Annotated in this window: 17 protein-coding genes; 7 read left to right on the top strand and 10 right to left on the bottom strand. The window is 43.1% G+C overall.

Annotation, left to right across the window (positions count from 1 at the left end; genetic code table 11):
* Positions 1-34: 34 nt before the first annotated feature.
* The 5 genes from AS29_RS10565 to AS29_RS10545 all read right to left on the bottom strand — a co-directional run bounded on the left by AS29_RS10565 (position 35) and on the right by AS29_RS10545 (position 6,453).
* Entirely contained in the window at positions 35-1,075 is a 1,041-nt protein-coding gene (locus AS29_RS10565; RefSeq protein WP_035410690.1) for a LacI family DNA-binding transcriptional regulator, read from the bottom strand.
* A gap of 123 nt (positions 1,076-1,198) precedes the next feature.
* Complete coding sequence (locus AS29_RS10560; protein WP_035410735.1) at positions 1,199-2,731, bottom strand: alpha-amylase family glycosyl hydrolase; 1,533 nt, start codon at positions 2,729-2,731, stop codon at positions 1,199-1,201.
* A 91-nt stretch (positions 2,732-2,822) separates the two neighbouring features.
* The gene (locus tag AS29_RS10555) at positions 2,823-3,665 is read right to left on the bottom strand and encodes a sugar ABC transporter permease (protein WP_035410687.1); all 843 of its coding nucleotides are present in this window, start codon (positions 3,663-3,665) and stop codon (positions 2,823-2,825) included.
* The gene (locus AS29_RS10550) at positions 3,665-4,981 is read right to left on the bottom strand and encodes a carbohydrate ABC transporter permease (protein WP_035410684.1); all 1,317 of its coding nucleotides are present in this window, start codon (positions 4,979-4,981) and stop codon (positions 3,665-3,667) included. Before AS29_RS10550 ends, AS29_RS10555 begins: the two co-directional genes overlap by 1 nt.
* A 194-nt stretch (positions 4,982-5,175) precedes the next feature.
* Positions 5,176-6,453, bottom strand: a complete 1,278-nt coding sequence (locus AS29_RS10545; RefSeq protein ID WP_035410681.1) for a sugar ABC transporter substrate-binding protein — start codon at positions 6,451-6,453, stop codon at positions 5,176-5,178.
* Between the two features lie 298 nt (positions 6,454-6,751).
* On the opposite strand from AS29_RS10545, the gene AS29_RS10540 reads away from it, so the two are divergent.
* Both AS29_RS10540 and AS29_RS10535 read left to right on the top strand, forming a co-directional pair.
* Positions 6,752-8,509: a glycoside hydrolase family 13 protein gene (locus AS29_RS10540; protein ID WP_035410678.1), complete on the top strand. Its 1,758-nt coding sequence runs from the start codon at positions 6,752-6,754 to the stop codon at positions 8,507-8,509.
* A 3-nt stretch (positions 8,510-8,512) separates the two neighbouring features.
* Positions 8,513-9,280 (top strand): alpha/beta hydrolase, encoded by a 768-nt coding sequence (locus AS29_RS10535; protein ID WP_051860793.1) that lies wholly within the window; start codon positions 8,513-8,515, stop codon positions 9,278-9,280.
* A gap of 113 nt (positions 9,281-9,393) precedes the next feature.
* On the opposite strand, the gene AS29_RS10530 is transcribed toward AS29_RS10535, so the two are convergent.
* Both AS29_RS10530 and AS29_RS10525 read right to left on the bottom strand, forming a co-directional pair.
* Positions 9,394-10,800 (bottom strand): amino acid permease, encoded by a 1,407-nt coding sequence (locus AS29_RS10530; protein WP_051860792.1) that lies wholly within the window; start codon positions 10,798-10,800, stop codon positions 9,394-9,396.
* A 215-nt stretch (positions 10,801-11,015) separates the two neighbouring features.
* Positions 11,016-11,567, bottom strand: a complete 552-nt coding sequence (locus AS29_RS10525; RefSeq protein ID WP_035410675.1) for a GNAT family N-acetyltransferase — start codon at positions 11,565-11,567, stop codon at positions 11,016-11,018.
* A gap of 131 nt (positions 11,568-11,698) precedes the next feature.
* Here AS29_RS10525 and AS29_RS10520 point away from each other — a divergent pair, with 131 nt between their 5' ends.
* The gene (locus AS29_RS10520) at positions 11,699-12,754 is read left to right on the top strand and encodes an alkene reductase (protein WP_035410672.1); all 1,056 of its coding nucleotides are present in this window, start codon (positions 11,699-11,701) and stop codon (positions 12,752-12,754) included.
* 92 nt (positions 12,755-12,846) lie between these two features.
* Here the strand turns inward: AS29_RS10520 and AS29_RS10515 are convergent, their stop codons facing one another.
* Positions 12,847-13,713 (bottom strand): helix-turn-helix transcriptional regulator, encoded by an 867-nt coding sequence (locus AS29_RS10515; RefSeq protein ID WP_035410670.1) that lies wholly within the window; start codon positions 13,711-13,713, stop codon positions 12,847-12,849.
* Positions 13,714-13,837: 124 nt separating this feature from the next.
* On the opposite strand from AS29_RS10515, the gene AS29_RS10510 reads away from it, so the two are divergent.
* Positions 13,838-15,205 (top strand): MATE family efflux transporter, encoded by a 1,368-nt coding sequence (locus tag AS29_RS10510; RefSeq protein ID WP_035410667.1) that lies wholly within the window; start codon positions 13,838-13,840, stop codon positions 15,203-15,205.
* Between the two features lie 197 nt (positions 15,206-15,402).
* Here AS29_RS10510 and AS29_RS10505 read toward each other — a convergent pair whose 3' ends face one another.
* Complete coding sequence (locus tag AS29_RS10505) at positions 15,403-15,639, bottom strand: DUF3977 family protein (protein WP_035410664.1); 237 nt, start codon at positions 15,637-15,639, stop codon at positions 15,403-15,405.
* Between the two features lie 173 nt (positions 15,640-15,812).
* On the opposite strand from AS29_RS10505, the gene AS29_RS10500 reads away from it, so the two are divergent.
* From AS29_RS10500 to AS29_RS10490, 3 genes are read left to right on the top strand one after another with little or no spacing between them, the layout of a single operon-like run.
* On the top strand, positions 15,813-16,409 hold the full coding sequence (locus AS29_RS10500; RefSeq protein WP_035410662.1) for a TetR/AcrR family transcriptional regulator: 597 nt from the start codon (positions 15,813-15,815) through the stop codon (positions 16,407-16,409).
* Positions 16,410-16,420: 11 nt separating this feature from the next.
* Positions 16,421-17,110, top strand: a complete 690-nt coding sequence (locus tag AS29_RS10495) for an SGNH/GDSL hydrolase family protein (protein WP_035410659.1) — start codon at positions 16,421-16,423, stop codon at positions 17,108-17,110.
* A gap of 24 nt (positions 17,111-17,134) precedes the next feature.
* Positions 17,135-17,941, top strand: a complete 807-nt coding sequence (locus AS29_RS10490; protein WP_035410657.1) for an SDR family NAD(P)-dependent oxidoreductase — start codon at positions 17,135-17,137, stop codon at positions 17,939-17,941.
* 521 nt (positions 17,942-18,462) lie between these two features.
* Here the strand turns inward: AS29_RS10490 and AS29_RS10485 are convergent.
* Positions 18,463-20,289, bottom strand: coding sequence for an APC family permease (locus AS29_RS10485; protein WP_035410654.1), 1,827 nt, complete (start codon positions 20,287-20,289; stop codon positions 18,463-18,465).
* Positions 20,290-20,362: the final 73 nt, after the last annotated feature.

The raw sequence follows: 20,362 nt of genomic DNA, 5'->3' as shown, positions 1-20,362 counted from the left end.
AAAGCCCGCTGCACCACCAGCGGGCTTTTCCTTATTAAGCTTCCTTCAATTCAGCCGTGTCCCTAGCTTTACAAGACTGGCGCTTAACAACTTTATGAGGAATGATGATTCGTCTTGCCGGTTCCATCGGATACTCGATTGTCTGAATGATGCTTCTCGCCGATTCGCAGCCGAGCTGGAAGATGTTGATGTCGACGGTTGTGAGCGGAGGCTGTGACAGTTCAGCCATCATGATGTTGTTAAATGAGACCACGGAGACATCTTCCGGTACGCGGATCCCCATTTTGAAAAGCATTTTCAGGACGCCGACTGCCATGAGGTCATCGGCCACGACCAGGGCTGTTGGAGGTTGGCTTAAGCCGAACAGCTCCTTAACCGCTTCCTGTCCGCCCTCTTTTAAAAATTCCTCGTGGACAATATATTCATCCTTGTAAGGCAGGCCGGCATTTCGCACTGCTTTTTCATAGCCTAGCAGACGATCGATGGTGACGACAAGGTTCAAATCTCCTCCGATAAAGGCAATTTGCTCATGACCTATCTCAATTAAATGCTCGGTTACTTCCTTAGAAGCACGGTAGTTATCATTATCAACATGGGTAATTTCATTAACATCCTTAAACGGCTTGCCGACTATGACGAAAGGAAACTCCTTTTTCCGGAGAAAGAGTGTCAGCTTGTCATTCACACTGGAGTAAAGAAGAACAATTCCATCCACTCTTTTCCCTTCAACCATATGGACGACACCATCATATATCTCTTCTTCTGTTTCACCAGTTGACATATATAGGGCATACTGTTTTTGATGAGCAGCTTTGCTTATTCCTCTTATGACTTCAGGAAAAAATGGATTTTGGAACGCTTTGTCTGCTGAGCTTGGCAGGACGATGCCGATTGCCTGCGTAGACTGATTTGCAAGGCTTCTTGCAATAAAATTCGGATGATACCCAAGGTTCTTCATCGCCTCGCGTACGCGTTCCTTTGTCCGGTCACTGATGCGAGGGTTGTTCGCAATGACCCTCGACACTGTAGATGGCGCCACTTTTGCCAATTTTGCCACGTCTTTTATTGTCGCCATTTTCCCACTTCCTCTCTCCCACCCAATCCATTTCAACAAAAAAGAAAATGCTTACATTATATTGTTCCGTACATGACTCTATCATGTTGTTATAACATATTCAGCCCTGAGAAACAAAAGCGCTTATGAATTTGCCTTTCTCCTTCTGCCTGCCGCATAAAAAAATCCACCAAACAGGACTGGTACAAATACGGTTGCGGTGATTAAACCCCAATGCGGACCTGATTTGTCCTCAAGCTTATAAATTTCGGCTGTCTCGCGATCAAGGACCAGCTCGTATCCCTTGTCCGATTCCTTTACCGCTTCACCTGTTAAATACCCATTCAGCTCTTTCCCTTTTGCCAGAACATCCGCTGGGAGTGCTGCCTTACCTGTTTTATCTGAATTGTTTATAGCTACAACAACGGTGTCTCCCTTGTAGGAACGTTTGAAGACTGTCAGCCCCTTATCATCATACAGTTTTTCCATATTTCCTTTTACAAGTGCAGATTCATGACCTCGAATGCTGTTTAGCTTCGTTATATACGTTATCAGTTCTTTATCTGCACGGAAATCCATCATTCTGCGATTATCCGGATCCGCTGCTCCGTCAAGGGCAATTTCACTGCCATAATAAACGATCGGTATTCCTGGTGCTGTGAACAAATACGTTAATCCAAGCTTCCATCTGATGCCAGGCGGTTCCTGATTAATCAGCGCTTTTCTCGTAAATCGGATGTTATCATGATTGTCCAGGAAAGTACCGAGCAGATAGGGTGACTTATAGTAGTGCTCATTACGCTTCCATACATCAATGAGAGGAGCAGCTGATTGTCCGGATTTGGAGAAAATTTCAGAGGCTTCCTCGTAAAACGGATAGTCAACGAAAGAATCAATCCCAGTTTTTTCGTATTCTGCTAAATAGGCCGGATCATCGGACCATACCTCACCGAGCAGGAAGAAATCCTTTTTAACTGATTTGACCTCTTTCGCAAATTCAGCCCAAAAGTCTTTTGGTACGTGGCGGACTGTATCCAGTCTGTATCCATCAATGTCTGTTTCAGTAATCCACCATTTTGCCGTGTCAAGAAGGTACTTTCTCGTTTCTGGATTTTCCTGATTTAAATCCGGAAGCCCATAGAGCCAATTGTTTTCAAGATCCTTCTGGCTCTCCCAGTTGGTTAGTTCCTGTTTTTCATGGAACCAGTTTTTCTTATTCGAATCGTTTAGCCATTCATGCTGATAGCCAGTATGGTTGACGACAAAATCAAGCAGAACCTTTATGTCCCTTTTGTGGGCTTCCTTCACAAGGGTTTTAAACTCTTCCATCGTTCCGAAATGCTTTTCCGTGTTTCTGAAATCAGAAATCCAGTAGCCGTGGTAGCCCTGTCCTTCATTCTCAAACACAGGAGTGAGCCAGATAGCCGTAAACCCCATCTCTTTCAAATAATCGAGTTTTTTTGTAATCCCTTTAAAATCTCCCCCATGATAGGCAGATGGATTACTGCGGTCCGCATCGAGATCATTTGCCGGATCTCCATTTGCAAACCGGTCTACCACAAGGAAATAAATCCGTTCATCCTGCCAGCCTGATGCATCGCTGTCTGCCGCAGAAACCGTTTGAAACGGCAGAATCAGCAGCAGTGCAAAGCATAGGATTATCTGCTTTTTATTCATAAACATGTCTTACCCCTTTGTTTTTTCTTCAAAAAAAGGTTCGGGGAAAGCACGGGCCTGCGCCCTTTTCTCCGAACCTTTCTTTAAATGCTTATCCTTTTGTTCCTCCAGCTGTAAGTCCGGAGACGAAATATCTCTGCAAGGACAGGAACAGAATGGCGATTGGTACGGCAATTAACACAGAACCTGCTGCGAACTTTGTAAATTCCGCTCCAAATTGCTTTGCAACCATGTCATAAAGGCCGACTGCCAATGTAAAGTTTTTCTCTGAACGGAGCAGCACGCTCGCAATAATAAAGTCTGTAAGCGGTGCGATGAATGAGAACAATCCGACTACCGCAATAATTGGCTTCGCAAGCGGCATGACAATCTGGAAGAAGATCCGAAGGTGGCCGGCGCCGTCCATTCTTGCAGACTCATCTAATTCTTTCGGGATTGTGTCCAGATATCCCTTCATTAAATACGTATTCATCGGAATTTGTCCGCCCACATAGACAAGAATTAATCCGAAATGGGAATCAAGAAGTCCTGTAACGAGAGCAAGAACATAAATCGCAATCAATGCTGCGAAGTTTGGAATCATTTGAAGAATCAGGAACGTCATTAATCCGTTTTTCCGGCCGACAAAGCGGTAGCGGGAAAAAGAATAGGCAGTTAATGAAACCATAATGAGCGTCAAAAGCATCGTCATTACGCTGATTTTCAGTGAGTTCCAGTACCAGAATAAGTAGTTGCTCTCTTTTATATCAAACAAGAACTGATAGTGCTTCAGAGAAGGATTTTTCGGGATGATCGTTGACCCCGATAAGCTGTTTCCCGGGTTAAAAGAAGACCCAACCACCCAAGCAACAGGATAAAGAATGACCGCAAACATAAACAGGATCACGAGGTAGGATAACGTTAGTCTGACTAATTTCTGCTGTTTTGAGCTCATTACATCATATCCTCCTCTTGGAATGATTTTGTTCTTCTAAATTGCCAGATTGCTACAATGATAACAATTGACGAAAGCATTAATGTGATGGCTGCTGCTTTCGAATACTGGGCAGATGACATCGTCAGGCGGTAAATCCAGGAAATCAGGATATCCGTTGATCCTGCATTTTGTTCTGCTACTGCAGGTCCGCCGCCATTGAACAGATAGATGACGTTAAAGTTATTAAAGTTAAATGTGTATTGAGTGATGATGATTGGTGCTGTTGAGAATAGCACAAGCGGAAGCGTAATGCCTTTGAACTTCTGCCATGTGTTGGCTCCATCTACTGTAGCTGCCTCATAAAGCTCATCCGGTATGGATTGAAGAACACCTGTCGTCATGGCGAAGATGAACGGGAATCCAAGCCAGCACTGAATGAAGATCAGAGCAATTCTTGCATACATCGGCTCTGTCATCCAGGGAATGGGATCGATTCCAAAGATTGATAGGATATCAACGTTGATCGCTCCGAATGACTCATTAAATAGACCGGCAAAGATTAGAATTGAAACAAAGGAAGGTACTGCCCAAGGCAAGATGAAAACCGTACGGATAATGGCTTTCCCCTTTAGATCCTTTTGGTTTACGAGAATAGCAAGGAAAATCCCAAGCGCTACTTGCAAAGTCGTTGCACCAAACGTCCATACAATCGTCCAGGCGAATACAGAGAAGAATGTTTGACGCCAAATGTCAATGCTGAATATATCAACGAAATTCTGGAATCCAACCCAATCTACAAGCTTAGCGGGCGGAGAGTGGTAAAGATCATAGTTAGTAAAGGAAAGGAGGACGATAAAAATAATCGGCAGAATGACAACAAAGGCGAGGAGCATAAAGCCTGGTGTCATAATTAAATATGGGAATCCGTTATCTACAAGATTTCTATACTGTTCTTTAATGGAGCTCAAAGGAATATTCAGGTCCCTCTTCTCCCCATTTTTATAAGCATCGCGTATATTGATAAAATAAAAGGCTAATCCAAAAGCTACAATAAATAGAGCAATGATTCCGTAGACTAAAAGGAAAATAGAATGATCTCTTGGAGTTTCGGTTCCAAGGGTCATGAGTCCCCAAATTCCGATATCGAGCATATCCCATGTTACAAATAGGAAGGATGCCGCAATTACTAGGAACGCTGCAGCTTTCACATATTGCTTGTTATAAATTTGACCTAATCCAGGGATGATGGAAAGGGCTGCTGCTTTTTTTCTGTGGCTGGACTGATGAACGAGCTCTGCTGGTTCTTGGTTTGGCTTGTAAGCTAAATCTGCCATGTCGGTATTCCCCTTTCTTTCTAGCAGAACACGGTTGCCTGCTGCTGACTGATCATTCTTTGGAAGAGCCAGGCTCTTAGGAAACAGTAATCTTTGCTGATTTACCGCTTCTTAAAAGCCTGCTCCGCTTTCTTTATCCTTTTTAGGAAAGGAAGCAGTACCCCTGGACAGAGGTACTACTTCTCAAGTCATGCTTATTTAGAGTGGTTCGCTGTAATGTTTTGCTCGATTGCTTTTGTAGCCGCATCAAGAGAAGCTTTCGGCTCTGTTTTGCCTGTTACAAGTGTTTGAAGGTTGTCAGCCATTGGCTTCCATACTTCACCCATTTCTGGGATGTTAGGCATTGGGATACCTACAGCAGATTGATCTGCTACTGCTTTAGCTTCTGGATTATCAGCAATGATTGGATCCTCAGCAAGTGCTTTTACCGGAGGAATTTCAAACGTTTGCTCATAACGTGCTTTTGCTACATCTTCGCTTGTTACATACTCAACGAATTTAGTTGCCCATTCCTGGTTTTTAGAGAATGCACTTACATGCCATCCTTTAACACCAACGAAAGTTTTCATAGGTTCGCCGTTTGCGAATTTTGGAAGCGGTGCTACACCAATGTCAATTCCAGAATCTTTATAAGATTGGAATGCCCATGGTCCGTTCATTACGTAAGCAGCTTTGCCCTCATTGAAAAGTCCGTCAAGAGCAGATCCGCCATTTTCACCGATGATTCCTTTAGGGAAAAGACCGTCTGTGTAGAAAGTTTGAATGAATTCTGCACCTTTAACAGCGCCATCATTGTTAAGTCCAAGATCTTTCGGATTTGGCTTGCCGCCTTCTTCACCGAATACATAACCACCCATACCGCCAATAACAGCGTTTGCAAAGTAGAAGTTATCGAATAAAGCAAGGAAGCCGTATTTGCCGCCAGTTGTAAGTTCTTTTGCTTTCGCTTGAAGATCTTCCATTGTTGCAGGAACTTCAGTTGCTAATGCTTTGTTATAGATAAGTACTGGAGTTTCAGTAGACTTTGGAAGTCCGTATAGTTTGCCGTCGTAAGTTTGAGATGTAATAGAAGATTCAGTGAACGCATCTGTTACTGCTTTGTCTACAGTAAGCGGTGCAATCAGACCTTCTGTTGCTACCTGGCCGATTTGGTCATGCGGAAGTGTTACTACGTCAGGACCTGTTCCAGCTGGTCCGTCAAGACGAAGCTGATCACGCATTTTTGTTGCCATTTCAACTTCTTTAAACTCAATTTTGATACCGTTTTCTTTTTCAAAATCAGCAGCGGCTTTTTCTAGCCATTTGGATTTATCTTTATCTTCCCAAACAATTAGTTTTTCCGGTTTTGCTGCTTCTCCGGATTTCTCGTTATTGCCTTCCGTTGATGCTCCCTTTTTCGCGTCTGGACCGCAAGCAGCCAATACGCCGATAAGAAGAATTACCATCATGAATAAGGACATGACTTTCTTCATTCTGACCCCTCCTAATATTGTTGTCTAGTAAAAAAGTAGTAGTAGTATGTACAAGCGTTTGCACGGTCTGTTCAAAATATAACGCTTTCACTTAAGCGCTTGCATTTCTGTGAAAACGATTGCACAACCTAAATCTTATTATAGCGCCTATTTGGGTTTTGACAAGCATTTTTTTCATAACTTTTGCACATTTTTTAAAATCATCCATAATTGACATTAACAGTGCTTTCACCTAATCTTTAATTATCTTAAATGAACGCAAACGTTTGCGTTCTATGAATATAGGAGTGAGTCTTTTATGCTAAAAGAAGCTATTTATCACCGGCCCAAAAATGAATTTGCCTACATTTATGATGATAAAACCTTACATATCCGCATGAGAACCAAAAAAGGAGACGCAGAAGCTGTCGAACTAATCCACGGAGATCCTTATGACTGGGAAGACGGAAAATGGATTGCTTCCTTAAGCCCAATGGAAAAGTCGGGGAGTGATCACTTGTTCGATTACTGGTTTATTGCTGTCCAGCCCCCTTACCGCCGTATGCGCTATGGATTTGAACTTGTTTCTGGAGCAGAAAAATTAATCTATGCTGAAAAAGGATTTTTTGATGAAGCCCCTCTAGAGGATATTGCAAATTTCTTTTGTTTCCCGTATTTGCATGCAGCAGACCGCTTTAAAGCACCTGATTGGGTAAAGGATACGGTCTGGTATCAAATTTTCCCTGAACGGTTTGGCAACGGCAATCCGAATATCGATCCGGAGGGTGCTCTTCCGTGGGGCAGTGCGGACCCGACTCCCTCCAACTTTTTTGGCGGAGATTTTGAAGGGGTCATTGAGCATCTTGATTATTTAAAGGACCTTGGAATTAGCGGCATTTACTTCACTCCTATTTTTAGAGCCTTTTCGAATCATAAATACGATACGATTGATTATATGGAGATTGACCCGCAATTCGGTGATAAAGAAACGTTCCGACGTCTAGTGAAGGAAGCTCATGCAAAAGGAATCAAAGTGATGCTGGATGCGGTTTTCAATCACAGCGGCTACTTCTTCGGACCCTTCCAGGATGTGATTGAAAAAGGCGAAGCTTCTCAGTTTAAAGATTGGTTCCATATATACGAGCTGCCGATCAAGGAGAATCTTCCAGGCTATGATACATTCGCTTATGAAAAGAGCATGCCGAAGCTGAACACCCAGCATCCGGACGTGAAAAAATATTTACTTGATGTCGGCCAATATTGGATTAAAGAATTTGATATTGACGGTTGGCGCTTAGATGTTGCCAATGAAGTCGATCATGCATTTTGGAGAGACTTCAGAACAGCTGTAAAAGAAGTGAAAGAAGATGTCTATATATTAGGAGAAATCTGGCACGACAGCATGCCGTGGCTTTTAGGAGACCAGTTTGACGCCGTGATGAACTACCCGTTTACAAACGGTGCCCTGAATTTCTTTGCTAAAGGCAAAATACGTGCTGAAGAATTTGCATCCGTCATTGTGAACGGACTGCATGCTTATCCTAAGAATATAAACGAAGTGGCCTTTAACCTGCTTGGCAGCCATGACACAGACCGCATCCTTACATTAGCCGGCGATAGCAAGGACCGCGTAAAGCAGCTGTTTGCTTTTCAGCTTAGCTTCGGGGGCTCTCCTTGCATCTACTATGGAGATGAAATCGGCATGGCCGGCGGGAACGATCCCGGCTGCCGTGCATGCATGGTGTGGGATGAGGACGAACAGGATAGAGAGCTCCATCGTTTTGTGAAAAAATTGCTTGAGCTCCGCAAAACCTACCCTATTTTTGCGAATGAAGGCGAGTTTAAGGTATTAGAAGCAAACAGTGAGGATAATACATTGATTTACGCAAAGGAAAATGACCAGCAGATTCTGGCTGCAGTTGTCAATCAATCCGAAGTTCCTTTAGCCATTCCATTCCCTGCGGAACTTACAGGAAAAGAAGCTGAGGATCTGCTGAAAGGCACAGCGCTGACGGCCGATTCCATTCACGCAGAACCGATGAGCACTCAATTTTTCTTATTCAGCAAGGAGAGATAAGGGATGCTCGAAACATTTGAAATCACCCTCACTCCCTTTAATAGAAAAAGAATGGTTCGTATGTATTTGCCGGATGACTTCAAGACCTCCGGCAAAAGATATCCCGTTTTGTTTATGCATGACGGACAGAATTTGTTTCGGGATGAAGATGCAGGCTATGGCGTTTCCTGGGGAGTCGCTGATGTACTCGCAGATATAGGGCTTGAGATCATCGTGGCTGGCATCGACTGCAATGAAGAACGCTTTGGCCGGTTTAATGAATACGGTCCGTGGGTCAGCCCTGGTCTTGGAAAGCGCCTGTTTAAGGTAGATGAAGAGCTGGGTGGAGAAGGCAAGGAGTATGTTCGGTTTTTCGCTGAAGAATTCAAGCCGATGATTGATGCGAACTATCCAACGATTCCGGAAGAATCCGTCATGATGGGAAGCTCAATGGGCGGCCACATTACAACTTATGCCTTTTGCGAGTATCCGGAAATTTTCAAAAGAGCAGCTTCCCTCTCCTCTGCTTATTGGTTTAACCAGTCTGAGATGGAAGAAAAAATCCGCAGCAGTGATTTAAGCTCCGCAGGCAAATTTTATATGGACGTTGGAACAGCTGAAGAAACCTCGATTATTAACGCCCAAACCTATATAGATTCAAGCCTTCCAGTTTATGAAATTATAAAAAGGAAAGTAAGAGATTGCCGGTTTGAGATTGCCGATGGCGGAATTCATCATGAATCTGCATGGAGAGCAAGACTTCCTGAGATATTGCGGTATTTGTTTGATTAAAGGAAAAAGGACCCGCGATGGGTCCTTTTTCCTTTATTTATGATATTGGGCGGGAAAATCCTTCTTGATGGGAAAGGAGCTGACCCTCTTCCAATTTTTCTTTTAACAAATACCTATAGATTTTCTCCTTCTCCGAAACCTTTCCTCTCCATTTTGCCCTTTGCGTAAAAACGATAATATAAGGCACAGGCGACTAAGAAAGGAATTCCGCAGTAAAGAGCCATCCTTTGATCTGGGATAAAGGCAAGACTGATCATAACAAGAACATTCGCTGCCAGTGCTGTCAGAGGGACAATTGGATAGAGCGGAGTTTTAAATTTTAACTCCTCAATATTTCCGCCTTTTTTCAAAAATGATTTTCTTCCCATGTAATTGGAAAGCGCAATCGATGCCCAAACGAATACCGCTCCAAATCCTGCTATGGATAGCAGCCATAAGTACACCGTATCTTCTGCAAAAAATCCGCATAGCAGGCATAGACAGCCAACTACCATGCTGGCAATCAAAGCATTGATTGGAACTCCTCTTTTACTCAGTTTTCCGAATCTTTTATTGATCATCCCTTCTTGGGACATTGACCAAAGCATGCGTGATGTTGCATATAATCCGGAATTTGCAACTGACAAGACAGCGGTAATAATAACAAAGTTCATAATATCGGCAGCATATGGGATCCCGATTTTATCAAATACAACGACAAACGGGCTTTCCATAACGCCTGCTTCCTTCCACGGAAACAGTCCTGCCAATACAAAAACAGAAAGAATAAAGAAAATCAAAATCCGCCATGCTGTGTTATTAATAGCTTTTGGGATCGTTTTTTCTGGATTTTTACTTTCTCCCGCTGCGATTCCTACAAGTTCAGTCCCCTGAAAAGCAAAGTTAACACTAATCATGGTGATTAAAACGGCAGCAAGACCATTCGGAAACAGACCTCCTTGATCTGTGTAATTGCTGAAAAATGGTGCAGGATCGCCTCCGCCCATCTGGAGCAAACCAAACATAGCTGCTCCTCCTAATAAGATAAATGCAAGAACCGTTATAATTTTTATACTTGCAAACCAGAATTCTACTTCAGCAAAGCTTTTTGAGGATAGCGCGTTAATGCTGAATAGCAGGACAGCAAATATGATGCACCAAATCCATGCCGGAACATCCGGAAACCACCGTTTCATCAATATACTCACGGTTAGCAGTTCTAAACCGACGGTGACCGACCAGTTCAGCCAGCCCATCCATCCCACTACATAACCTGCTCCGGGTGAGATAAACTTTGTTGCATATTTTTGATAGGATCCTACATGCGGAAGTGCAACCGCCAATTCACCAAGGCAAAGCATTGTCAAGTACATGACAAATCCGCCAATCAGGTAAGCAAGAATAGCTCCCCCGGGGCCAGCCTCGCCAATTGTAAACCCGGTGCTCAAGAATAATCCTGTACCGATTACCCCTCCAAGGGCAATCATTAAAATATGTCTGTCTTTTAATTCTTTTTTTAGTTCATGACGCTGTTCTGACATGGGATCCTCCTTCTATGTAAGCGATAACATCTTAAATAAACCTCTCCTATTTTATCATTATTTAGTATTATATGAAAATTTATTTTTTTCCAAAAACAAACCCAATCTCCCTTCTATTTAAACATTCAGGTGCGCCATCTGGACATTTATGGATAACAAACGAAATACCGATTCCTCCTTATAAGGTTATTCCAGAATAATAGAAAAAAAGAAGCCTATGAAAGACTTCTGCTTTTGCGGGCGTCCCATTCTTCTCTTAATATACCCATTCTGATGGAATCGTAATATTCACCGTTGTACAGCCTGCATTTTCTCATCCTGCCCTCCAGCTTCATCCCCTGTTTTGCAGCGGTGTGCATCATGCGTTCATTGCCTGACCACGTCGTGATACCGACCCTTGGAATCGGCATTGAAGTAAATAAATGTTCAATCCACAGGTTTAAAGCTTCCGATCCGTAACCTCCGTTCCAGAAATCCGGATGGTAAATCACGATTCCAGCCTCCAGCCAATTTGAAGGTTCGTCCTCCCAATAGTATGTTACGGTTCCTATCAGCTGCATGTCTGCTGTAATTTTAGCTTCCATACATGCAGGCTTTTCAGACATATGCCGTTTATAACCCTCAAATGTTTTTCTTTCAAGTGGAAAATACGGTGCATCCCACTTCTTCCATTCAGGATTCGCTTCCCCATATTTTAAAAGATACAGCTCTTCATAATCCTGTTCGTCAATCCAGCTAAGCTTTACTTTTTTCCCTGCAGCAATCATGATCCATCACCTCCCCCCTTTATTTCTCCAGCCTCCCCGATGTTCCCTCTAAAATCAAAATATTTGGATTAGAGATATCTCCCTGCTACACTAATTGAGTAATTCTTTTTAAAAAGGGAGATGTAATATTAATGGCTTCTTATAATAAATTGTTCGAACCTGTAAAAATTGGAGCATTTGAATTAAAAACCCGCTCTGCCATGGCACCGATGACCCGTTCTTTTTCTAATGATGAGACAGGAGTTCCAGGTCCTGAGGTAGCGGAATATTATCGGAAACGCGCAGAGGATGGCATTGGCCTTATTATTACAGAGGGTGTTGTGATCAGCAGCCGTGCAAAAGGCAACCCTGGCGTACCGGGGCTCTTTACACAAGAACAGATCGAAGGCTGGAAAAAAGTGACCGAAGCTGTTCATAAAGAAGGCGGAACGATTGCTGCCCAAATCTGGCACGTTGGCCGCTTGAGCCATCCTGAATTGATTGTCGGGCAAACACCTGAAGCACCGTCTGCGATTGCAGCAGAGGGCCAGGTGCCGCGCTTCCGCAAACCATATGCCGTGCCTGAAGAACTTTCCAAAGAAGATGTCCAAAAAGTAATCGGACAGTATGCCCAAGCAGCAAAAAATGCAATCGAAGCTGGCTTTGACGGAGTTGAAATACATGGCGCCCACGGCTACTTGATTGATCAGTTCAACAGTTATCAATCCAATAAGCGCGATGATGAATACGGCGGAGAGCTTGCCGAAAGACTGACGTTTATGAAGCAAGTAATCCGTGCAGTAATTGATGAAATTGGCGCAGACCGCACGATCATCCGCTTCTCCGCCCATAAAGTGGACGCTCCCGACTATCGCTGGGAAGACGCAGATGAAGCGATGAGAACGTATACTGAAGCTTTCAAAGAAACCGGTATTCAAATTATTCACCCATCCATCATGGATGCAGAGGAACACATTGCTGAAAACCAAACACTCTATGATTTGGCAAGAAAATATTGGGACGGTCCAATCATCGGAGTCGGCAGCCTGGATGCTGATAAAGCAGAAGCCATGCTTGAAAAAGGCGTTATGGATGTTGCAGCATTCGGACGCCCGCTAATCGCGAACCCTGATTTCCTGCAAAAAGTAAGAGAAGGAAAAGAATTAACCCCTTATGAACCAAAAAAACACCTGCTTGAACTCGTTTAAGCAGAAAACGCCCGGACTACATTGTCCGGGCGTTTTTTATATTTTGAATTTGCGGGATCTGCGTTTTTCCTGCAATCCCGATTCCTGAACTCTCAATCCCGCAGCCGGTTTATCACCTTCCGATACTCATTCGGTGTCATGCCCTCGGTTTTGCGAAACAGCTTTGAAAAGTAGGTGGCATCCATGATTCCCGTTTCTGCTGCTATGGATGCAATCTTATCATCTGTGGTAGCTAGAAGCCTCTTCGCCTGTGAAAGCCGGTATTGGTTTAAATACTGTGACGGAGTAAGCCCAAGAGTTTTTTGCATGCAGCGGGTGATGTAATCCTGATGAAAAAGAATGTTCCTCGACAGGTCCTCCATTCTGATTTCCTCATGATAATGTGCCTGTAAGTACTGAATGGCTTCATTTGTTACCTGTTCGGCAGCTGTCGGAATATTAAGTGCCTCTTTTTGCAGATGAACCATCAATTCCTGAAAATACAGCTGCTGCCTAAGAGGGAAATCAGCTGATTGGCTTGTAATGCTCAGCAGGTTTTCAAGCAGTTTTTCCGCCGCCAGCGGATGTTCAAGCCGAGCCTTTTGCCTAATCCGAAATTGATATTCAGCCGGCTGTTCAAAATCAGCCTCTTTCTTTTGTGCATCTAGCCAGTTGTCATGTCCCTCATGGTGGACACCAAATTCCCCTTCGGCTTTAAAATGCAGCCAATAAACCTCTGTATTCACTGTACTTTCCCGATGGCCATAATGCTCCCGGCCCGGAATCAGAACCAAGTATTCTCCATCCCTCACACTATAAGGAACTCCATTCTCCGTCATATGCAGTTCACCTTTCTTCACATACAGCATGTCAAATACACTGAATGTTCTTTTAAAATGGCGGTTTCCTGCTTTAAACGAAAATTGGCCGCCTTTTATGAAGGTTGGGAATGGCGGAACATGAAAAGTCAGAAAAGACATACAATAGCAAGCCCCTCTCAGGTCGTATTTTTCCAAGTTTAATCGGTTTGCTCTCTTTCTATTATAATCCAGCCGCTGTAAACTAGGAATCGCTGTATTATATACAGCAGGGGAGGAATACAGATTGACTAAAAATATAGATAAAAAACAATTAACTTTATTTGCTTTAACATGGCCGATTTTCATTGAAATTTTTCTTCATATGCTAATGGGAAACGCCGACACATTTATGCTGAGCCAATATACAGATGATTCAGTGGCAGCAGCGGGCGTGGCTAATCAGATTTTAAACCTGGTGATTGTCATGTTTGGATTTATTGCAACAGGGTCCGTCATCTTAATAACACAGAATATTGGAGCCGGGAAAGAACAAGCTGCCATAGATGTAGCGATTATGTCGGTAATTGCCAATTTAATAATAGGACTGCTGGTCAGCATCGTTCTTTTTGCGTTCAGTAAACCCATTCTTCAAATCATGAACCTTTCCCCTTCTCTCTTGGAAGAAGGGAACAAATATTTAGGAATTGTCGGCACATTTATTTTCGTTCAAGCTTTAATCATGACAGGTGCCTCAATCCTTCGGAGCTACGGCTATACGAAGGATACCATGTTCGTGACCATCTGCATGAACGTGCTGAATATTTGCGGGAACTATTTACTGATTTTCGGAGCTTTCGGCTTTCCGGAAATGGGCATTAAGGGAGCAGCCGTTTCAACCGTGATTTCCAGAGTCTTAGGACTGATCGCTGTATCGGTACTCCTTATAAAACGAATCCCGGCTTTAAAATCGAATTTGGCATTCCAATGGACCCATTTAAAAAACCTGCTCAAAATCGGAATTCCCTCTGCAGGGGAACAGCTTGCCTATAACATGTCCCAGATGGCCATCACCTTCTTTATTGCCATGATCGGAACTGAGGCATTGACCACAAAAATTTACGCACAAAACTTAATGATGTTTATCTTTCTTTTCAGCATCTCCGTCAGCCAGGGAACACAAATTCTCATTGGAAGAATGGTCGGGGCAAAAAAATATGAAGAAGCATATGAACGCTGCATGAAAAGTCTGTACCTTGCGATTGGTGCCTCTTTATTCATGGCGGTTATAGTGAGCACCTTCTCCGATAACCTGTTTGATTTATTCACCAATAACGAGGAAATCATTCAAACCGGCGGCATGCTGATTCTGCTGACCATTTTACTCGAGCCCGGCAGAGCCTTTAATCTCGTGATCATTGGAGCACTTAGAGCAGCCGGCGATGTGAAATTCCCTGTGTATATGGGGCTGATTTCAATGTGGGGGATTAGCGTCCCGGTCGCCTATCTGCTTGGTATTCACTTCGGTTACGGTCTTGCAGGCGTATGGATCGCTTTTATTCTAGATGAGTGGACAAGAGGCATTATGATGTACATCCGATGGAAATCAAGGAAATGGGTATCAAAAGGATTCGTAGAAAAGGGAAAAACCGCCCTGCAGGAGCAGACGGTTTAACAGGGAGAGCGCCGGTATGATGCTGGCGCTTTTTTACTTTTTTATTAACACTGTTATACTTGGTTGTTGATTTCCGCTGCAGGCGCTCGCTTTCCACTCCAATCAACAGTGTAAAAAATCAATACCGGGCTTTAACAGAGCCTTTTTATTAGATACTTCTTGTATAAACATGCTGTACCAGAATCCCCGGCAAACGTTTAAGAACTGACAATCCCCATAAGCATTTTGAAAGACTTTCGGTTCTTCTTCAACCTCTTAACGCCTTCCTTGTAATCAATGATTAAAACATCATAATGTATCCAGATCCTTAAATAGATCGAACAGAAATAGATAGGACCTGATAATCCTTTCTCTTCTACTTCAATACCATTCCCTTTCTCAGTCTCCGTTCTGATTAACCGCTTATTTCCAATACCGAATTCTATGTACTTCATTTTTTATGTCTCTTTATATGAGCCTATTATTTTTTCTAACAACTAAAAATCCTCTTCTTAATCATGTATTTTTACAATTTAATGAACACTTCAAAAAATCTGACCAATTAAAGGGAACTTATGTATAATAAAATTAGAACGGCCGTTCAATTTAAGAGAGGGGATTTCACCTCATGCCAGGCACACGCCGCTATGACAGCGGGAATACCAGAAAAGAAATCATAGAGCATGCTCAAACCTTATTTTCTCAAAAAGGTTATAATCAAACATCAGTTGCTGATTTAGCCAAAGCATCCGGCTACAGCAAAGGCCACATTTATTATCATTTTGAAAATAAAGAAAAGCTTTTTGTGCTGCTTGCACAGAGAACAATGAAGGAATGGAATGATAAGTGGATGAAAAAAGAACTGATCTATCAAACTGCCAGCGAAAAGCTTTACGGAATGGCGAAACACGTGCTTTATCATTATCAAACTCCGCTGCTCCGTTCCGGACAGGAGCTTGCAGCCAATCCGCAGTCCAGCCCTGAATCTGTTAAACAGCTGTACGAATTAGCAGTGGTCCCCATGGCTGCCTACAGGGCTATATTCACAGAGGGTATCAAAAATGGGGAATTTGCAGCTCATGGGAACGCTGACCAATGGACGGCTCTTTACGGAACATGGCTCGGCGGACTGTGCCAGCTTACAAACACTCAGGAGCCAGCTTCCCTGGAACCGCTATTTCTTGAAGCAACATCAATATTTTTAAAATCCATCCAATCCAGTTAGGAGGAAAAAAGATGAACATCGCACTGATTGGCGACAGTTTAACTGAAGGAAGACCCGGTATTCCTTTTTCCCGGCTGTTAAAAGAACAGTTTCCCGGTTTCCGGTTTGATAACCTGGGAAAAGGAGGAGACACAGTCTTGAGCCTGTATGCCAGACTATCCAAAAAGAAACTTCCCTCTCCATATGATCTCACCTTTCTTTGGATTGGTGTGAACGATGTATACACGAAAATGCTGAATGCCCAAGCTCAGATTCCTGCCAAAGATGAGAAGGAATTTGAGGAGGTGTACAAAAAATGCGTGGAAATCATACTTGCCTCATCGAAACAGGTTGTTCTTGTCACACCAGCCCTAATTGGTGAACATGCTGACAATCAGGCAAACAAGCAGCTTAGAGCTTTATCCTCCATCATCCTGTCAACAGCAGAAAATCATCCAAAACTCCTCTGTCTAGACCTGCACACAATTTTTAAAAACCACCTTGCCCATACAACAAGCTCAGATTATATCTCTGTGAAGGTTACTCGGATTATGGCGGATGCTCTTTTTTACAGAAAACCTTCAAGAATTGAAGAACTATCCAAAAAAAGAGGTCTCCATTTAACGCTGGATGGCGTACATTTGAACAGCCTAGGTGCCCAAATCGCTGCCAGTGAATATGCACAACTTATCGAAACGGAAAATAAGAAGACAGCATTATAACTCTTTCAGTCAGGGGATGATGGGATGGAAGACAAAAAGGTCGCAATTGTAACCGGCGGAGCCTCGGGAATTGGCAAAGCACTATGCATGGAATTATCCAGACAAGGAGCTGCTGTCATTATTGCAGATATTAATGAAGAGGAGGGAATGGCCGCTCAAACTTCAATACCCCATTCGACATTTGTTTATTGCGACGTAACCGATTTTAGCAGCATAGAGCAAATTATTAATGGAGTTTGTACGGAATATGGAAAACTTGACTACTTATTTAATAATGCAGGAGTTGCCCTGTACGGAGAGTTCTCGGATATGAACCTTGAACACTGGAAGAAAACAATGAACGTGAATGTATGGGGAGTGATACACGGAACACAGATTGCGTATGCCATAATGAAAAAACAGGGTTTTGGTCATATCGCAAACACAGCTTCCGCTGCAGGACTCGGTCCATCACCTGTTTCAGCAGTATATTCGGCAACTAAGCATACCGTTGTAGGATTAACGACTTCGCTGCATTATGAAGCAGAAGCCTTCGGAGTGAAGGTGACCACCCTCTGCCCCGCCTTTGTGGACACCCCAATTCTCAGCAAAGCAGAAGCTGTTAATCTGGATAAAACCATCATCATGGAGCAGTTCAAAAAACAAAAAATGATGTCCCCTGAAAAATTCGCAAAAATTGCTTTAAGAGGTATACACAGGAATAAGCCGATTATTTGCCCCATGCCCCTTAGAAAAACATTGGATATCTTCTTCACCCTTTTCCCGGGTGCACATACATCCCTCATGCGTCTTGTTTGCAAGGTTAGCAGGAAGGCACGGATTTCTGCATAACAAATAGATATCGGCTGTCTAATAGTGTTGCTGAGAATAATTGCATCTAGATTGACCCCTCCCCCCTGAGGCAATGATAGATTCCAGGGGGGTATTTTTTATATAGGTAATTAGAATAATTATGGTTAGGCTGATTGGAGCGGAAGATGCGCGACTCCTGCGGGAGCAGCGGGACAGGTGAGACCCCGCAGTGGCGAAGCCAGGAGGAGGCTCACCGCCCGCCCCGCGGAAAGCAAGCAATCTGCAGCTCCAATCAGCAAGCGCCAATACTAATTGAAACCCGGCTTTACCATTGGTTCATTCCTCTCTGATGCAAATTCATCTAACTTCTCTTCTATCCACTGAAAAACATTTCTGCTTTTCATTCCATTAACGAGCTTTACTGCAAACACAATGACTGCTGCAGCAAGCTGAAAAATAATATCGCCTATATAATAATGCCCCTGAACAGTTGCCAGAATTGAAGCCTATCCTTTTAAAAAGAAAAGAGCCGATCAAATTGCTAATCGGCCCTTCCCTTTTTATTTTTTTAAATGATAAGGTACGGTTGTAATAATTACGTTCCTTCTATAAAGCAGGAATGCACGAATCAATAAGCTGGATTGATTGTGAAGAATATTGTGCCAGCCTTTTTTCGGGATAAATTGCGGGATGACCACTGTAACCTTGTAGTTGGATTCTCTCGCTTTTTTCTCAACCGTATCGACGAATTTCGTTAATGGATTAATGATGCTGCGATAATGGGATTGCAGGGTTACAATCCGAACATCCGGCTGCCATTTTTTCCATTTTTCTTCAAACTTCCTCTCATCCTCTCGTTCAAATGAAATATACACAGCGATGATTTGATCCGGAGATAGAGATTTAGCATAGTTTAATGAATTTTCAACGACATGTGTGATCCCCGCAACAGGTACGATGATGACGTTCCCTTCAATTGGAACGGCCGGCTCGCACGTGGAAATTCTCAACTGGTCCCCAACAGCATCATAATGCTTCCTGATCTGGTGGAACAGCAAGATAATGATTGGCAGGAACACCAGAATGGACCAAACCTGCCCGAATTTTGTTAAAAAGAAAATGATGGTTACAATGAAGCAGATCACTGCCCCAGTTGTATTGATAATAAATTTAGGCATCCAGCCTGCTGGTTTTTCACGCAGCCATTTTACCATCATTCCAGTTTGGGAAAGAGTAAATGGAATAAATACTCCAACTGCATAAAGCGGAATCAGGTGCTCTGTCTGCCCTTTAAATGCGATAATAAGGATAATAGACAAAATGGACAGAATGATAATTCCATTTGAATAGCCTAATCGGTCACCACGAACCGTAAACATCCGGGGGATGAACTTATCCTTCGCAAGATTTACTGCAAGAAGCGGGAATGCGGTGTAGCCTGTGTTCGCCGCTAAAATTAAGATCAGGGCAGTTGTCCCCTGAATAAAGTAATACATGAAGTTCCTGCCGAAGGTTTCTTCCGCAATTTGAGAAACGACCGTTACCTCTGCATTTGGAATAATTCCATAGTAGTAAGCTAAAAACACAATTCCAGTAAACAGAATCGCGAGCAGGGTTCCCATTGCGATTAGGGTTTTAGCCGCGTTATTAGGCGCGGGATTCTTAAAATTGGGAATCGCATTTGAAATTGCTTCAACCCCTGTCAGGGCTGAACTCCCTGATGCGAATGCTCTCAGTAAAATGAATAAACTGATTCCTGCAACAGGAGTACCGACCGGCGTATGGAGATCAGGTGATACATGACCTGTTACTATATTGTATATTCCCGCACCAATCAAAATGAATAAGGCAAAAACGAACAAGTAAACAGGATAAGCCAAAACAGAAGCAGATTCCGTTACTCCTCTTAAGTTTAATATAGTCAAAAGGATCACAAAGACAATGGCAATCTCAACATTGTAGGGATGCAAAGCCGGAAACGCAGATGTAATAGCATCCGTACCTGCAGAAACACTTACCGCAACCGTTAATATATAATCAACCAGCAAGGAACCGCCGGCAATCAGCCCAGGATTGACACCAAGGTTGTTTTTCGAAACAACATATGCTCCTCCACCGTGAGGATACGCAAATATAATTTGACGATAAGATAATATAAGAGCTGTCAGTAGAACCAATACGCCTAATGCAATCGGAATCGAATACCAGAAGGCTGCTGCACTAATTGTCACAAGGACAATTAAGATCTGCTCCGGACCATATGCAACAGAAGACAGGGCATCAGATGAAAGGATGGCCAGAGCCTTCTTTTTGTTAAGCTTCTGTTCACCGAGCTCACCTGACTTTAATGGCCGCCCGATTAGAAGCCTTTTTAATGAATGAATCAAATTTTTCACCGCCATATAGTAGTAAACTTAAGTTGCCCTTTTTTACCCGTAAAAATTAAACCCTAACAATAAA

The organism is Bacillus sp. SJS (genome assembly GCF_000732485.2).
GTDB classification, from domain to species: Bacteria; Bacillota; Bacilli; order Bacillales; family Bacillaceae; genus Metabacillus_B; species Metabacillus_B sediminis.
Note: the sequence above shows the minus strand (reverse complement) of the source record. Positions and strands in the feature narration are given on the sequence as shown.

What these genes read in the sequence shown, in the direction of transcription:
- AS29_RS10545 (WP_035410681.1), bottom strand. Translation starts at nt 6,453, where the DNA reads ATGAAGAAAGTCATGTCCTTATTCATGATGGTAATTCTTCTTATCGGC.
- AS29_RS10515 (WP_035410670.1), bottom strand. Translation starts at nt 13,713, where the DNA reads ATGTCTTTTCTGACTTTTCATGTTCCGCCATTCCCAACCTTCATAAAA.
- AS29_RS10555 (WP_035410687.1), bottom strand. Translation starts at nt 3,665, where the DNA reads ATGAGCTCAAAACAGCAGAAATTAGTCAGACTAACGTTATCCTACCTC.
- AS29_RS10540 (WP_035410678.1), top strand. Translation starts at nt 6,752, where the DNA reads ATGCTAAAAGAAGCTATTTATCACCGGCCCAAAAATGAATTTGCCTAC.
- AS29_RS10520 (WP_035410672.1), top strand. Translation starts at nt 11,699, where the DNA reads ATGGCTTCTTATAATAAATTGTTCGAACCTGTAAAAATTGGAGCATTT.
- AS29_RS10560 (WP_035410735.1), bottom strand. Translation starts at nt 2,731, where the DNA reads ATGAATAAAAAGCAGATAATCCTATGCTTTGCACTGCTGCTGATTCTG.
- AS29_RS10530 (WP_051860792.1), bottom strand. Translation starts at nt 10,800, where the DNA reads ATGTCAGAACAGCGTCATGAACTAAAAAAAGAATTAAAAGACAGACAT.
- AS29_RS10495 (WP_035410659.1), top strand. Translation starts at nt 16,421, where the DNA reads ATGAACATCGCACTGATTGGCGACAGTTTAACTGAAGGAAGACCCGGT.
- AS29_RS10500 (WP_035410662.1), top strand. Translation starts at nt 15,813, where the DNA reads ATGCCAGGCACACGCCGCTATGACAGCGGGAATACCAGAAAAGAAATC.
- AS29_RS10535 (WP_051860793.1), top strand. Translation starts at nt 8,513, where the DNA reads ATGCTCGAAACATTTGAAATCACCCTCACTCCCTTTAATAGAAAAAGA.
- AS29_RS10550 (WP_035410684.1), bottom strand. Translation starts at nt 4,981, where the DNA reads ATGGCAGATTTAGCTTACAAGCCAAACCAAGAACCAGCAGAGCTCGTT.
- AS29_RS10505 (WP_035410664.1), bottom strand. Translation starts at nt 15,639, where the DNA reads ATGAAGTACATAGAATTCGGTATTGGAAATAAGCGGTTAATCAGAACG.
- AS29_RS10490 (WP_035410657.1), top strand. Translation starts at nt 17,135, where the DNA reads ATGGAAGACAAAAAGGTCGCAATTGTAACCGGCGGAGCCTCGGGAATT.
- AS29_RS10565 (WP_035410690.1), bottom strand. Translation starts at nt 1,075, where the DNA reads ATGGCGACAATAAAAGACGTGGCAAAATTGGCAAAAGTGGCGCCATCT.
- AS29_RS10525 (WP_035410675.1), bottom strand. Translation starts at nt 11,567, where the DNA reads ATGATTGCTGCAGGGAAAAAAGTAAAGCTTAGCTGGATTGACGAACAG.